Source organism: Pseudomonas sp. H3_E07 (assembly GCF_054668895.1).
In genome coordinates this window covers 636,372-650,295 of the sequence record NZ_CP162795.1, presented here as the reverse complement: position 1 = coordinate 650,295, position 13,924 = coordinate 636,372, and the positions used below count along the sequence as shown (strand labels likewise).

General features: G+C 62.2%; 12 protein-coding genes and 3 pseudogenes. 11 read left to right on the top strand and 4 right to left on the bottom strand.

The genetic code is table 11. From position 1 onward, the window contains the following. Nucleotides 1–35: 35 nt before the first annotated feature. Entirely contained in the window at nt 36–1,115 is a 1,080-nt protein-coding gene (locus tag AB4O08_RS02810; protein WP_010211389.1) for a hypothetical protein, read from the bottom strand. A gap of 157 nt (nt 1,116–1,272) precedes the next feature. Between AB4O08_RS02810 and AB4O08_RS02805 the strand changes: the two genes are divergently transcribed. The 4 genes from AB4O08_RS02805 to AB4O08_RS02790 are packed head-to-tail and all read left to right on the top strand — an operon-like array spanning nt 1,273 to nt 3,870. Beyond that, the gene (locus AB4O08_RS02805; protein WP_010211388.1) at nt 1,273–1,575 is read left to right on the top strand and encodes a PepSY domain-containing protein; all 303 of its coding nucleotides are present in this window, start codon (nt 1,273–1,275) and stop codon (nt 1,573–1,575) included. Further along, entirely contained in the window at nt 1,575–1,886 is a 312-nt protein-coding gene (locus tag AB4O08_RS02800) for a PepSY domain-containing protein (RefSeq protein WP_010211387.1), read from the top strand. The genes AB4O08_RS02805 and AB4O08_RS02800 overlap by 1 nt, the downstream gene beginning before the upstream one ends. Further along, nucleotides 1,886–2,554: a response regulator transcription factor gene (locus tag AB4O08_RS02795; protein ID WP_010211385.1), complete on the top strand. Its 669-nt coding sequence runs from the start codon at nt 1,886–1,888 to the stop codon at nt 2,552–2,554. Before AB4O08_RS02800 ends, AB4O08_RS02795 begins: the two co-directional genes overlap by 1 nt. Beyond that, nucleotides 2,551–3,870: a sensor histidine kinase gene (locus AB4O08_RS02790; RefSeq protein ID WP_010211383.1), complete on the top strand. Its 1,320-nt coding sequence runs from the start codon at nt 2,551–2,553 to the stop codon at nt 3,868–3,870. Before AB4O08_RS02795 ends, AB4O08_RS02790 begins: the two co-directional genes overlap by 4 nt. Before the next feature lie 25 nt (nt 3,871–3,895). On the opposite strand, the pseudogene AB4O08_RS02785 reads toward AB4O08_RS02790, so the two are convergent. Both AB4O08_RS02785 and AB4O08_RS02780 read right to left on the bottom strand, forming a co-directional pair. Next, nucleotides 3,896–4,405: pseudogene (locus AB4O08_RS02785) on the bottom strand (methyl-accepting chemotaxis protein); the annotation flags it as partial. A 396-nt stretch (nt 4,406–4,801) separates the two neighbouring features. Then, nucleotides 4,802–5,824, bottom strand: a pseudogene (locus AB4O08_RS02780) (PDC sensor domain-containing protein); the annotation flags it as partial. Between the two features lie 496 nt (nt 5,825–6,320). Between AB4O08_RS02780 and AB4O08_RS02775 the strand changes: the two are divergent. The 4 genes and pseudogenes from AB4O08_RS02775 (at nt 6,321) to AB4O08_RS02760 (ending at nt 10,455) form a co-directional block, all read left to right on the top strand. Continuing rightward, a complete protein-coding gene (locus tag AB4O08_RS02775; RefSeq protein ID WP_162098524.1) occupies nt 6,321–7,640 on the top strand; it encodes a Na+/H+ antiporter family protein in 1,320 nt (439 codons plus the stop codon). Between the two features lie 184 nt (nt 7,641–7,824). Further along, on the top strand, nt 7,825–8,655 hold the full coding sequence (locus AB4O08_RS02770) for an N-acetylmuramoyl-L-alanine amidase (protein ID WP_045792318.1): 831 nt from the start codon (nt 7,825–7,827) through the stop codon (nt 8,653–8,655). A gap of 120 nt (nt 8,656–8,775) precedes the next feature. After that, nucleotides 8,776–9,549: pseudogene (locus AB4O08_RS02765) on the top strand (cache domain-containing protein); the annotation flags it as partial. Between the two features lie 84 nt (nt 9,550–9,633). Next, on the top strand, nt 9,634–10,455 hold the full coding sequence (locus AB4O08_RS02760; protein WP_370737439.1) for a methyl-accepting chemotaxis protein: 822 nt from the start codon (nt 9,634–9,636) through the stop codon (nt 10,453–10,455). 69 nt (nt 10,456–10,524) lie between these two features. On the opposite strand, the gene trhP is transcribed toward AB4O08_RS02760, so the two are convergent. Further along, complete coding sequence (gene trhP, locus AB4O08_RS02755; RefSeq protein WP_198581549.1) at nt 10,525–11,838, bottom strand: prephenate-dependent tRNA uridine(34) hydroxylase TrhP; 1,314 nt, start codon at nt 11,836–11,838, stop codon at nt 10,525–10,527. A 224-nt stretch (nt 11,839–12,062) separates the two neighbouring features. On the opposite strand from trhP, the gene AB4O08_RS02750 reads away from it, so the two are divergent. Genes AB4O08_RS02750 through AB4O08_RS02740 form a run of 3 tightly spaced genes read left to right on the top strand, consistent with a single transcriptional unit; the run spans nt 12,063 to nt 13,821 of the window. Beyond that, nucleotides 12,063–12,326 carry a DUF2790 domain-containing protein gene (locus AB4O08_RS02750; protein ID WP_010211377.1) on the top strand — a complete coding sequence of 88 codons (264 nt, stop codon included), beginning with the start codon at nt 12,063–12,065 and terminating at the stop codon, nt 12,324–12,326. A gap of 42 nt (nt 12,327–12,368) precedes the next feature. Further along, complete coding sequence (locus AB4O08_RS02745) at nt 12,369–12,581, top strand: hypothetical protein (protein ID WP_010211376.1); 213 nt, start codon at nt 12,369–12,371, stop codon at nt 12,579–12,581. 31 nt (nt 12,582–12,612) lie between these two features. After that, nucleotides 12,613–13,821, top strand: coding sequence for a cytochrome c biogenesis protein DipZ (locus AB4O08_RS02740; protein ID WP_154847308.1), 1,209 nt, complete (start codon nt 12,613–12,615; stop codon nt 13,819–13,821). Nucleotides 13,822–13,924: the final 103 nt, after the last annotated feature.

The window sequence follows — 13,924 nt, the reverse complement described above, 5'->3', positions numbered from 1 at the left end:
CTCGCTTCGCATCGTGGTTAGCGGTGAGGTGGCACCTACAGGGGCTGTAGGCTCTCGCCCAATCGGCCGTTGTCCGCCAATGCCAGAAACTCATCGCCCAGCCGCTGGCTTTCGCTCATCGCGGTCTGCCAGTATTTGTTGCGGCTAGGATCGTCACCCATGAAGCGCTTGAAGTCGCTGCGGTCCGGCAGTTTGCCGTGGGGCAGGCGGGCGAGGTAGTCCTTGGACGGTGCCAGCAGCAACACGTCCTGCAGACCTTGCGGGTTGCTGCGCCGCCACGGCAGGCCCTTGTCGAACCAGCCGGGGATGACCCGGTCGGTGAAATGCGGGTACAGCACGATGTCGTCGCCGTGGTAGGGCAGGTCGAGGTGGTAGTCCAGCAGGCCGCCGTCGCGGTAGGTGCCGGCGCCTGCGCCCGGCAGGTCGCGCACGCCTTGCATTACCATGGGGATCGAGCCCGAAGCTAGCAGGGCCTGGCGCAGGTTACCCAGTTCCAGGGCCAGGAAGCGCGACGGGAAATCCTTCAGTGGGTGCACCGGTGGCGCCTGGCGCGGGTCGTGGATGATCAGCCGCTCAAAGTGCCGCGACAGCCGCGCGCGGCCGCGCAGGTTGTCGGCGATCACCGACGAAAGGCCCAGCCCGAGGCGCCCACGGTGGTCATCGGCGAGCAGGCCGTGGCTCTTGACCACCATGATGTTCAGACGATAGTTCGGGTTATCCAGTAGCTGTGCATCGCGACCGGCCAGCAGGTCGTCGAGCATGCGTTGGCAGCTCTGGCTGACCTCGGCCATGGTCACGCCTTTGGCAAAACGTTGCTCGTTGTACAGACGACCGAGGTCCAGCAGGCCTTGCACCGGGTCAGGCAGGCACGCGCTGGCAAACCGCCAGGAGCCGATGGAAGCCCCGATCAGCGCCCGTTCCCGTGGCGCGCGGGGCAACCAGTCACCGAATAGCGCCAGGTCCAGGCCCTGGATACCCAATGCCTTGGGGCCGCCGGCCGCGCCGGGCAGGATGCCGACGTCGGCCGGTGTGAGGCCTTGCGCACGAATACGAGCAAAGGCGCGTTTGCCGGCCTTGAGGGTCAGGGCGGGAAACTTGATGTGGATAGCTGTCATACCGGTCTCTGTTCGAGCGAGCGGGGCATTATAGAAAATCTCGCGGAATGTGTGAAAAGGCCTTGCCTGGAATTGCCATGGTGGCAATTCAGTTTCAGTTAAGTTGCAGCGCGTACGGTGACCGGCGTAGGAAAACATCCTGTAACGGAGACATATCATGAAGCGCCTCACCGCTCTGGTCGCCGCCGGTATGATCGCCCTCATGGCGACCCAGGCCCGAGCCGTGGACCCCGACAAGCCACTGAAAGTGCCTGCCACTGTTACTATTGTCGCCTTCGATAAACTGGAAGCCGCGGCCCTGGCCCTGCACCCCGGCTCGACGCTGCTGGATACCGACCTGGACGAGGCCTACGGCAAGTACGTCTACGAGGTCGAATTGGAAGATGCCCAGGGCATCGAATGGGACGTTGAATTGGACGCGCTCACCGGGCAGGTTCTCAAGAATCATCAGGAAACGTAATGAAGGTTAATCTATGTGCCAGCAGTCGTGCCGCGCTGGTGCTCATGGCATTCTGCTCCAGCCTGGCGGCCCGCGACCTTAATCAGGATGAAGCCTTGTCGCTGCGCCAGCAGGGGGTGATCCTGCCGCTGGAGCAGCTGTTGCACCAGGCCATGGCGCGGTATCCGGGTTCCCGCCTGCTGGAAGCCGAACTGGAAAAGAAGCACGGCCAATATGCCTATGAAGTGGAACTGGTGACCACCGAAGGCGTGGTGCGCGAGATCAAGCTGGACGCCAGCACCGGTGTGCTGATCAAAGATGAGGAAGACTGATGCGCCTGCTCTTGGTGGAAGACAACGTCCCCCTGGCCGATGAATTGCTGGCCGGGCTGCAACGCCAGGGCTATGCCGTCGATTGGCTCGCCGATGGTCGCGACGCCGCGTACCAGGGGCGTAGCGAACCCTATGACTTGATCATCCTCGACCTCGGGCTGCCCGGTTTGCCTGGGCTTGAGGTATTGGCGCAATGGCGTGCCGCCGCGCTGGCCACCCCGGTGCTGATCCTCACCGCCCGCGATTCCTGGGCCGAGCGCATCGAAGGGCTCAAGGCCGGCGCCGATGATTACCTGAGCAAGCCGTTTCACCCCGAGGAGCTGTACCTGCGCATTCAAGCGCTGGTGCGTCGCTCCCACGGCCAGGCCAACCAGCCCACCTTGCAATCCGCCGGCCTGCACCTGGATGAAGGCCGCCAGTGCGTGCTGCGCGATGGCGCAGAGATCCCGCTGACCGCCGCCGAGTTCCGCCTGTTGCGCTACTTCATGCTGCACCCCGAACAGATCCTGTCGAAAAGCCATTTGGCCGAGCATTTGTATGACGGCGAAACCGAACGCGATTCGAATGTGTTGGAAGTCCACGTCAACCACCTGCGGCGCAAGTTGGGCCGCAGCGTGATCGAGACCCGCCGCGGCCAGGGTTACCGGTTTGGCGCCAGCCCTGCATGAAGTCGATCCAGCGACGCCTGAGCCTGGGCCTGGTCAGTGTCATGGTGATCGTCGGCGTGGTGCTGGCACAAACCAGCTTGTGGTTGTTTGAAGCCGGTTTGCAGCGTTACCTGGAAGCCGGGTTGCGCAACGACGCCGAGAACCTGCTGGTGGCGCTGGTGCGTGGTCCTAACGGTGTGCAGTTGGATGAACAACGCCTGTCGCCAGCCTATCAGCGTCCGTTTTCCGGGCACTACTTCCGCATCGACTTTGCCGACACCCACTGGCGGTCCCGCTCGCTGTGGGACCAGGAACTGCCGCGCCTGCCCGAAGTCGGGATCAAGGGCAATCTGCAACTGGGACCGGAAGGCCAGCAACTGCTGGTGCTGCGCTCGGACTACAAACGCTTTGGCCAGCCGATTTCCATCAGCGTGGCCCAGGACTACACCCCGGTGCGGGAAAGCTTCCGTCTCATGCGTCAGATCGGTCTGGTGCTAGGGCTGGCGGCGCTGCTGCTGGTGCTGATCCTGCAACGGATCACCGTACGGCGCGCCTTGCGCCCGCTGGAAACCGCGCGCAACCAGATCGCCCAACTGCAACAGGGCCAGCGTTCACAGCTCGATACCCAGGTACCGCTGGAACTGGAACCGTTGGTGGCGCAGATCAACCACCTGCTGGCTCACACCGAAGACAGCCTCAAGCGTTCACGCAATGCCTTGGGCAACCTCGGCCATGCCCTCAAGACCCCGTTAGCCGTGCTGTTGAGTGCCGCGTCGAGCGACGCGCTCAAGGATCGCCCCGAGCTGAGCAAGCTGTTGCGCGATCAATTGGAGCACGTGCAACAACGCCTCAACCGTGAACTCAACCGCGCGCGCCTGGCCGGGGAAACCCTGCCGGGCGTGCTGTTTGACTGCGAAAAAGAACTGCCCGGCCTGCTCGCCACCCTCAGCATGATCCATGGCGAACACCTGGACCTGAACTACCACGCCGCGTCCGGCCTGCAACTGCCTTGGGACCGTGAAGACCTGTTGGAGCTGCTCGGCAATCTATTGGACAACGCCTGCAAATGGGCGGATGCCGAGGTGCGCCTGACCGTCACGGAGACTGGCCGCAACTACCTGTTGGCGGTGGAGGATGACGGTCCCGGCATTCCCGAAACCCAGCGTGACCAGGTGTTCAGCCGTGGCACGCGCCTGGATGAACAGATCCATGGTCATGGCTTGGGGTTGGGGATCGTGCGGGACATCGTCGAGGTGTGGGGCGGGGTGTTGCAGTTGCAGGAAAGCGAGCTGGGTGGGTTGAAAGTGCTGATCGAATTGCCGAAGCGCCAAGGATAAACCTGGCGCCTCGACAATTGTCTGGTTAGACCCTGAACTGATCCATCAACCCTTGTTGCTGATTCGCCAGGCTGTTCAACGCCTGGCTCACCCGTGCCGATTCATTCGCCTGTTCCGACAGCGACTCGGTCACATCGCGAATAGTCGCCACGTTGTTGTTGATTTCCTCGGCGACGGCACTTTGCTCTTCGGCGGCGCTTGCGATCTGCAGGTTCATGTCGCTGATCACCGTGACGGCATCACCAATCTGGCGCAGGGCCGTCACGGCTTGCCCGACCTGTTCGACACTGCCCTGGGCCTGGCGATAGCTGTTACCCATGGACCCGACAACCGCTTCGGTGCCGTTTTGCAGGTGCTCGATGACCAGGCGGGTTTCTTCCACCGACTCCTGGGTCCGCTGCGCCAGGTTGCGTACCTCGTCGGCCACCACTGCAAACCCACGGCCGGCCTCACCGGCGCGGGCGGCCTCGATGGCGGCGTTGAGGGCCAGCAGGTTGGTCTGCTCGGCGATTCCGCGAATCACTTCGAGCACCGAACCGATTTTTTCGCTGTTGGCAGCCAGGCCTTCGACCTGGGTCATGGCCGTGCTCATGTCCGACGCCAACGCCCCGATATTGTGAGTGGTGTGCTCAATCACTGTCAGGCCATCACGGGTGGCTTGGTCGGCGTCGCGAGCGGCTTGTGCGGCCTGCGCAGCGCTGCGTGCCACATCCTGGGCGGTGGCGCTCATTTCGTGAGACGCCGTGGCCACCTGGTCGACCTGGCGGTACTGCTGCTCCATGCCGGCGCTGGTTTGAGTGGCGATGGCGGCGGATTGGTCCGCAGTACCACGGGCGTCCTGAACCGAGCGTTTCACCTCGGCAATGATCGGTTGCAGTTTGTCGAGGAAGCGGTTGAACCAGCCGGCCAACTGGCCCAATTCGTCCTGTTTGTCGTAGGCCAGGCGGCGGGTAAGGTCGCCTTCACCGCTGGCGATGTCTTCGAGCATGTGCGCCACACCGAGGATCGGGCGGGTCACGCTGCGTGCCATCAACCACACCAGGATCAAGCCGACCACCGCAGCCAGCAGGCCCAGGCCCAATTCCAGCAAGGTGCCACGGGTGTTCTCGGCGTCCATCTGGGCTTTCAGCGCTTCAGCCGGGCCTACCAGGACTTTCTCCGGCACATCCAGCAGCACGCCCCACGGCTTGCCCTCCGGGATGGGCGCAAAGGGTGCCAATACCTTCAGTTGATGATCGGTGCGCAGGCTACGAATATGCGTGCTGCTGGCCAAAGCGTCGATCAATTGCGCGCCGTTGGCGGTATCGACCTGATCCAGGCGCTGGCTGAGCTTGCTCGCGTCCGGGCTATAGCCGGCGAGCAAACCGGTGGGGCTGAGGATGCTGACCTGGGTCTGACCGTCATACAGCTTCTGGCTGGCCTGTTGGCTCACGGCCTGCAGGCTGTTGAGGTTGATGTCCACCGACAGCGAGGCAATGACTTTGCCGTTGGCCATCAACGGGAAGACGATGCTGGTCATCAGCACGTTTTGCCCGTTGATCCTGTAGAAGTATGGCTCGATGACGCACGGCTTGAGCAGGGTGCGTGGGCAGGTGAACCAGGCGTTGGCCTTTTCACCGCTGGGGCCGACGCTGGTGTCGGACATGTCGCTTTCCGGCAGCGCCATCGACTCCAACTTGCCGGGTGTCGGCTGCGACCAGTACAGGGCGAAGCGGCCCTTGTCGTTACTGCCGAGTTCAGCCTGGCCGGCGAACAACTCATCCTTGCCGTCCAGGGCATTGGCTTCGAACACCAGGGACAGGCCGAGCAGATCCGGGTTGGCCTGCAGCGCGGCCTTGACCTGGCGGGTCAGGTCTTCGCGGGTGTCGAAGGCATCGAGAAAGCGCTTCTCGGCCTGTTCACGCAGGAACAGCACCTGGCGGGAAAAACCATGGCCATACTGATAGGCGTCCATGAACTGGCGGCGGATGCCCAGCGCCTGCACTTCGCCTTGGGCCTCGATGCGCGCCTGGGCGGCTTCATCCAGCATCTGCATGCTGGACGCCTTGACCTGCTGCGAACTCTGCTCCATGCGATACAGCGACAGACCCACCAGCAGGGTCACGATTCCCAGCAGGCAGAGGCCAGCGAGCAGGGTGATTTTCCATTGAATGGAGAGCTGCCTAAGCGACATCGGTACGTCCTTACCTGAAAACACATAGAGCTCGGTTATCGGCTGATTTCAACTTTTCTTTATTCAAACGATCAATTTAAACTTGCTTTGTGATGAGGTGCTCGCTCACCACAAAAACGCCTTGTTCACTCCCTGCTTTTGACATGAGCGCCCACCTGCTGCACAGTGCGCGCCCTCTAATAAGACCTCCTTCACGCCTGCACGCTGGTTGCCACCCGATGGTCGCCTGGGCGCGGGCATGCCTGTTTTTTATGTTTTTCTGCTTGAGGTAACCATGATTAACGCAGTCATTGCCGCGGTCGGCACCATGCTGGTGCTCAGTTTGTCCCGCGTGCATGTGGTCATCGCCATCATCGTCGGCGCCCTGGTGGGTGGTTTGACCGGTGGCCTGGGCATAGACGCCACGCTCAAAGCCTTCAATGGCGGTTTGGGCGGTGGTGCGACCGTGGCGTTGTCCTACGCCTTGCTCGGCGCTTTCGCCGTGGCAATTGCCAAATCCGGCCTGGCCCACGCCCTGGCTGACAAGGCGCTGCTGCTGGTGGACCGCCAGGACGCCAGTGGCGGCGGCCACGTCAAATGGCTGCTGATCGGCCTGCTGTGGGTGGTGGCGATTGCCTCGCAGAACATCCTGCCGATCCACATCGCGTTCATTCCGTTGCTGGTGCCGCCGCTGCTCTACGTGCTGACCAAGCTGCAATTGGACCGCCGCCTGATCGCCTGCGTGATGACCTTCGGCCTGATCACGCCCTACATGTTTTTGCCGGTGGGCTTCGGCAATATCTTCCTCAACCAGATCCTGCTGGCCAACGTGGCCAAGAGCGGCGTGGATATCAGCCAGGTCAACGTCACCCACGCCATGAGCCTGCCGGCACTCGGCATGGTGGTGGGCTTGCTGGTGGCGGTGTTTATCAGTTACCGCAAGAAGCGCGTGTACGACCTGGAGAAAATCGAGCGGGTCGAGCAAGTGGCGGTGCAATACAACCCGCTGACGCTGCTGGTGGCCGGCCTGGCGATTGCCTCGGCGTTCATCATCCAGCTGTGGCTGGACTCGATGATCATCGGCGCCCTGGCCGGGTTCCTGATTTTCTCGGTGTCGGGCATCGTGCGCTGGCGCGATACCGACGATCTGTTCACCGAAGGCATGAAGATGATGGCGATGATCGGCTTCATCATGATTGCCTCGTCGGGCTTTGCCGAAGTGCTCAAGGCCACCGGCGACGTGCGCTCGCTGGTGGAAACCTCGGCGGCGTTCATCGGCCATAACCGTGGCGTGGGCGCGTTGCTGATGTTGCTGGTGGGGCTGCTGGTGACCATGGGCATTGGTTCTTCGTTTTCCACGGTGCCGATCCTGGCCGCGATTTTTGTGCCGCTGTGCGTGCAACTCGGCTTCAGCCCGGTGGCCATTGTGTGCATCGTCGGCACCGCCGGTGCACTGGGTGATGCCGGTTCGCCGGCCTCGGACTCCACCCTCGGCCCGACCTCCGGCCTGAATGTCGACGGCCAGCACCACCATATCTGGGACACGGTGGTACCGACGTTCCTGCATTACAACCTCCCGTTGCTGGCGTTTGGCTGGTTGGCGGCGATGACGCTCTAACAGCCTCGCCGCGCATATCTGCAGATTCGTCTCGGTGGCGGCGCCTGCCGCCGCCTTTTGTCGGAAGAGTCGCGGGCTTGGGTAGTGATTTTCTGAAATCGACCTGCACTCGGCAGGGGAAGATTGTCGGACTGTCGATGGTCTTTATATTCCGGAGCTTCTTACCCGACGTTGACGTACTCCGATGAAAAAAGCCGTCCTTTTGCTCGCCATTCTGATGATGACAGCCTGCGTCACGGCGCCGGAAAATCTGATTGTAAAAAACGGCTATGCCGTTGACACCACACACACCTCCCCAAACCAGAACGAGCGGATTCGTTTTTTAGTCCTGCATTACACGGTCTTTGACGACAAAAACTCCCTGGATGCGCTGACCAACGGCACCGCCAGCGCGCATTACCTCGCCTATAGCACTCCGCACAAGCACCACAACCTACCGGTGGTTTTGCAGTTGGTGCCGGAGGCAAAACGCGCCTGGCACGCCGGCGTCAGTCATTGGGGAAACCGGGCCAACCTCAATGACACCTCCATCGGCATCGAGATCGTCAACGCTGGCTTCATTGAAGGCCCCACCGGGCGGTTGTGGTTCCCCTACACTGAAGCGCAACTGGCGCTGGTCAAGTACCTCGCCGCGGACGTGATCAAGCGCTACGCCATCGAGCCGCAAAACGTTGTCGGTCACAGTGACATTGCTCCTTTGCGTAAATCCGACCCCGGTCCGTTGTTTCCCTGGCAGGCGCTTTCCGAACACGGTATCGGCGCATGGCCAGACGCAGTCACGGTACACAAGCACCTGGCCGGGCGCCCTGAATCTCAAACGGTTGACGTGAGCATTGTGCAACGCGCCCTTGCCACTTATGGCTACACGATCCCGCAGAGCGGCGTGTTGGACGACGAAACCCGCCAGGTCATCCGGGCGTTCCAGATGCATTTCCGGCCTGCGGGTATCTCGGGTATCCCTGATGCCGAGACCGAGGCCGTTGCATTGGCCCTGGTGGAAAAGTATCTGTCCTGAACGCCGCAATGGCCGAGCTGGAGCAGTAAGTGCGCGCGCCATCAGACGTTGGGGTCCTACAGAATCCGCGCGATTGGCCGTTAACCTCTCAAGTCGCCACTAATAAGAGAGAGAAAAGCCATGCGTCTGAGCCTCAAGGCCAAAGTCCTGTCCCTCGCCGTAGTGCCGGTGCTGCTGTTTGCCGTGGTCATCAGCCTGACCACCGTGTGGATTTTGCAGGGCCAGGCGCGCAACGAGGTGGAAGAAACCCGCCAGCGCCTGCTCAACGACGCCAAGGCCACCCTGCAAAGTTATGTCGAAGTGGCCATGAGCACCATCAAGCCGCTCTACGACGCGGCCGCGCCTGGCGATACCGCTGCGCGTGCGCAGGTGGTCAAACTGCTGTCCAACACGAGCTACGGCAAGGACGGCTACTTCTTCGGCTACGACTCCGAGACCATCCGCCTGTTCAAGGGCAACAGCCCCGACGGCGTGGGCAAGAGCTTCAAGGACAACCGAGACCCCAATGGCGTGTACGTCAACCGAGACCTGGTCAAGGTCGGCAAGGACGGCACCCACTACCTGCAATACAGCTCGACCCAGCCGGGCCAGACCGAATTGGTGCCCAAGATGGGCTACACCGAATACCTGCCGAAATGGGACATGGTCATCGGTACGTCGGTAAACCTGGACGGTATTGAAGCCCAAGTCGCGGTGGTCGAAGCCAAGGTGCAGAAACGCATGGAGGGCGTGCTGCTGAGCATTCTCGGCGTGGCCGTGGTGCTGCTGTTGGTGATCGCTGCCGTTGGCATGCTGCTGGCCAATACTATCCTGCGTCCACTGCACTTGATGAAAGCCAACCTCGACGACATCGCGGCCGGCGAAGGTGACTTGACCCGCCGCCTGGCCATCACCAGCCAGGACGAACTGGGCGATCTGGCGGGGGCGTTCAACCGTTTTGTTGACAAGATCCACGGCCTGGTGCGCCAGATCACCGAGATGACCAGCCAACTCACCGGCCTGGTCAGTCAGGTTTCCGACCAGGCCCAGCGTTCCGAACAGGCCATGGAACGCCAGCGCCACGAGACCGACCAGGTTGCCACCGCGATCAACCAGATGTCGTCGGCTGCGCAAGAAGTGGCGCGCAGTGCCCAGGGTGCCTCGGTCGCTGCCCAGCAAACCGATGCCGAAGGCCAGGCCGCCAAGCGTGTGGTGGACGGCAGCATTGCGCAGATCCATGCGCTGGTGAACGACATCCGCAGCAGCGGCGTGTCCCTCGACAGCCTGCAGCAGGACGTGTCTTCCATCGTCAGTGTGCTCAGCGTGATCCGTTCCATCGCCGAACAGACCAACCTGCTGGCACTCAACGCCGCCATCGAAGCCGCAAGGGCAGGCGAGGCTGGGCGTGGTTTTGCGGTAGTGGCCGACGAAGTACGCGCCCTGGCCAGCCGCACCCAGACCAGCACCCAGGAAATCCAGGGCATGATCGACCGCCTGCAAAAAGGCACCGAGGCCGCGGTGGAGGCCATGCGCCGTTCCAGCGATGCCGGCGACGGCACCTCGGCCCAGGCCAACGAAGCCGGAGCCTCCCTGGACACCATGGCTCAGTTGATCGGCACCATCAATTCGATGAACGCCCAGATCGCCAGCGCCGCCGAAGAGCAGACCGCCGTTGCCGAGGAAATCAACCGCAGCGTGCATCAGATCGCTGTGGCGGTGGACAGCGTCGCCGACGAAACCCAATTGGGCGCCCAGACGTCCCGCAGCTTGGCGGAGCTGGGTCAGCGCCTGGGGCAGTTGGTCGGCCAGTTCCGGATCTGATCAGCCATAAGAGGACTCATCTCCTGTCACGGGCCGACCCGCTTCAGTGTCTGGTTGAACGCGATACCGTTATAGGTCGCGCATCAGCAAGCCGAAGCGCACATCCATCTCCGCCGGGACCGGCACGTACACCGTGTGCCCATCCCCCGGCGCGACCTCCACAGCCTCGTCCTGGCTGTTGTGCATTCTCTCCAGGTCAAAGTGGAAGTTGCCGGCAGGGGTCATCAATTCCAGGTGATTGCCCAGGGCGAAGCGGTTTTTCACCTTGACCTCGGCCAGCCCGCCCCGGCGCTCGCCAGTCAGCTCGCCGACGAACTGCTGGCGTTCGGACACTGAGCTGCCGTTCTGGTAGTTCTGGTATTCATCGTGCACATGGCGGCGCAAGAAACCTTCGGTGTAGCCGCGCTGGGCCAGGGATTCGAGGTCGGTCATCAGGTTGCGGTCGAAGGCGCGACCGGCCACCGCATCATCAATGGCCTGCCGATACACCTGGGTGGTGCGCGCGCAGTAGAAGTGCGACTTGGTGCGGCCTTCGATCTTCAGTGAATGCACGCCCATCCGGGTCAGGCGCTCCACGTGCTGCACGGCGCGCAGGTCCTTGGCGTTCATGATGTAGGTGCCGTGCTCGTCTTCGAAGGCGGGCATCTGTTCATCGGGGCGGTTGGCCTCTTGCAGCAGGAACACCTGATCGGTGGGCGCGCCAGTGCCCAGGGTGGGTTGGCATTGCTGAACGATATCCCCCGTGGCGTTTTCCACAGCCGGGGTCGCCTGATATTTCCAGCGACAGGCATTGGTGCAGGTGCCCTGGTTGGCATCGCGCTTGTTCATATAGCCCGAGAGCAGGCAGCGTCCGGAATAGGCCATGCACAACGCGCCGTGCACAAACACTTCCAGCTCCATGGCCGGCACTTGCTGGCGGATCTCATCGATTTCTTCCAGAGACAACTCCCGCGACAGAATTACCCGGCAGATGCCTTGCTGCTGCCAGAACTCCACACTGGCCCAGTTCACCGTATTGGCCTGCACCGACAAGTGGATCGGCATCTGCGGGAAGTGCCGGCGCACCAGCATGATCAATCCGGGGTCGGACATGATCAGCGCGTCCGGCCCCATGGCGATCACCGGGGCCAGGTCCTTGAGGAAGGTCTTCAGCTTGGCGTTGTGCGGCGCGATGTTCACCACCACATAAAAACGCTTGCCCAACACGTGGGCTTCCTGGATGCCGAGTGCCAGGTTGGCGTGATCGAACTCGTTATTGCGCACCCGCAGGCTGTAGCGCGGCTGGCCGGCGTAGACGGCATCGGCGCCGTAGGCAAAGGCGTAACGCATGTTTTTCAGGGTGCCGGCGGGCGCGAGCAGTTCGGGGGCGAGGATGGGAGGCATGGGCACGGGTCGCAAAAGGTCGCGAAGGTAGCCGAGCGGCGAGGGCGGTTTATTGATCCAGGTCGTCCTTTGGGCTTTTTGTATCGCTGTGTATCGGCGGGGGCTGTGGATACGTATCGATTTATCCGCGCGGTTTTCCGACACAGGCGCGATACCTCAGGGGCTTCTAATTGATTCCAACGAGGCACACCGCCTCCAACCCTGAAAACCTGGAGTCAACCGCCATGAACACCAAAGCCATCTACGCCGCCTGCCTGTTTGCCGCCCTGAACATCTGCACCTTGTCGGCCCGCGCCGAAGCCGCCACTGCCGCGCAAACCTACACCTACGGCACCCACCTGGACATCAAGCAAGTGGTGTCGATGAGCCAGGACTCCAAGCCCGCCTGTGGCGTGGTGAATGCGCGCATGACCTACCTGGACTCCCACGACAAGACCCAGGTGCTGGATTACCTCAAGTTCGGCGACGGCTGCATCGGCGACAACTGAGTCGCGCTGACCTCTCCCATTTTTTGCCACAGGAAAACCGCCATGAACCATCTGACCCGCTTTTTGACCGCCACCGCCTTTGCCCTCGCCGGCACTGCCGTGCACGCCAACGCCGCGATGGAGAAAAGCAGCTGCGCCGCCAGCACGTGTTTCCAACTGACCCCGGTGCAACACGGCGCCGGCCAAGACCTGCTGGTGGAGGACGGCAGCCGTCGCACACCGCTTGGCCAGGCGCTGGACCACCAGACGGCGTGAAGCCGTCTCCCCACTCGATAAGGTGAACACCATGCTACTCATCGCATTCCTGGGCGGCGTCCTGACCGTCCTCAGTCCTTGTATCCTGCCGGTGGTGCCGTTTCTGTTCGCCGGCGTCGACCGCACCCGCCGTTCGATCCTGCTGACCCTCGGCGGCATGGTCCTGACCTTCGCGCTGATTTCCAGCCTGGCCGTGGTCAGCACGGAGTGGGTAATACAGGCCAATAACACCGGCCGCCATGTGGCGCTGATCGTGATGGGGCTGTTTGCGCTGTCGCTGATCTCGGCACGGGTCGGTGGCTGGCTGGCACGCCCCTTTGTGGTGTTGGGCAACCGTCTCGATCCTGACAGCCGCACGCTGTCCGGCCCGCTGAAGTCGGTCCTGATCGGCGTCGCCACAGGCCTGCTGTGGGCGCCGTGCGCCGGGCCGATCCTGGGCGTGATCCTGACCAGCGCGATGCTGCAAGGCGCCAATGCACAGACCAGCCTGTTGCTGGTGGCCTACGGCCTGGGCAGCGCCTTGTCCCTGGGCACGCTGATCTTTGCCGGGCGCGGCTTGGTCAATCGACTCAAGGCCTCGATTCCGGTGACCGGTTGGCTGCGCCGTGGGGCAGGTGTGGCGGTACTGGCTGCAGCAGTGGTGATCTCCACCGGTGCGGACAAAACCTTACTCGCCGGTACGTCGTCCGAAGGTGTCAGCAGCCTGGAAAAGGGCGTACTGGAAAACGTGCCCAAAGTTGTGGATTACGTGGTGAGCAAGGTCAAGGCCGACCCTGGCCAGGACAATGCCAACGGTGCCATGCCGTCGCTGGCCGGCGCGGTCGAGTGGCTCAACTCACCCGAACTCACCGGCGAATCCTTGAAAGGCAAAGTGGTGCTGGTGGACTTCTGGACCTATGACTGCATCAACTGCCAGCACACGCTGCCGTATGTGAAGCAATGGGCGAAGAAGTACGAGAAGGACGGCTTGGTGGTGATCGGCGTGCACACCCCGGAATACGGCTATGAACGCATCATCGGCAACGTCAAGGACCAGGTGCGCAAGCTGGGTATCACCTACCCGGTGGCCATCGACAACAACTACGCGATCTGGCGCAACTTCGACAACCAGTACTGGCCCGCCCATTACCTGATCGATGCCAAGGGGCAAGTGCGTTACACCCACTTCGGCGAAGGCCGTTATGACGCGCAGGAGCAGATGATCCAGACGTTGTTGAGCGAAGCCAAGGCCATTCAGTGATGCGGTCTATGCTTGTTCAATAACCGAGGGCACTCCCAGGTTTCGCTGCGGACTAAGCAACAGGGTCTACAAGGGACCTCTGCTTTTCTGACATGGACCGGAC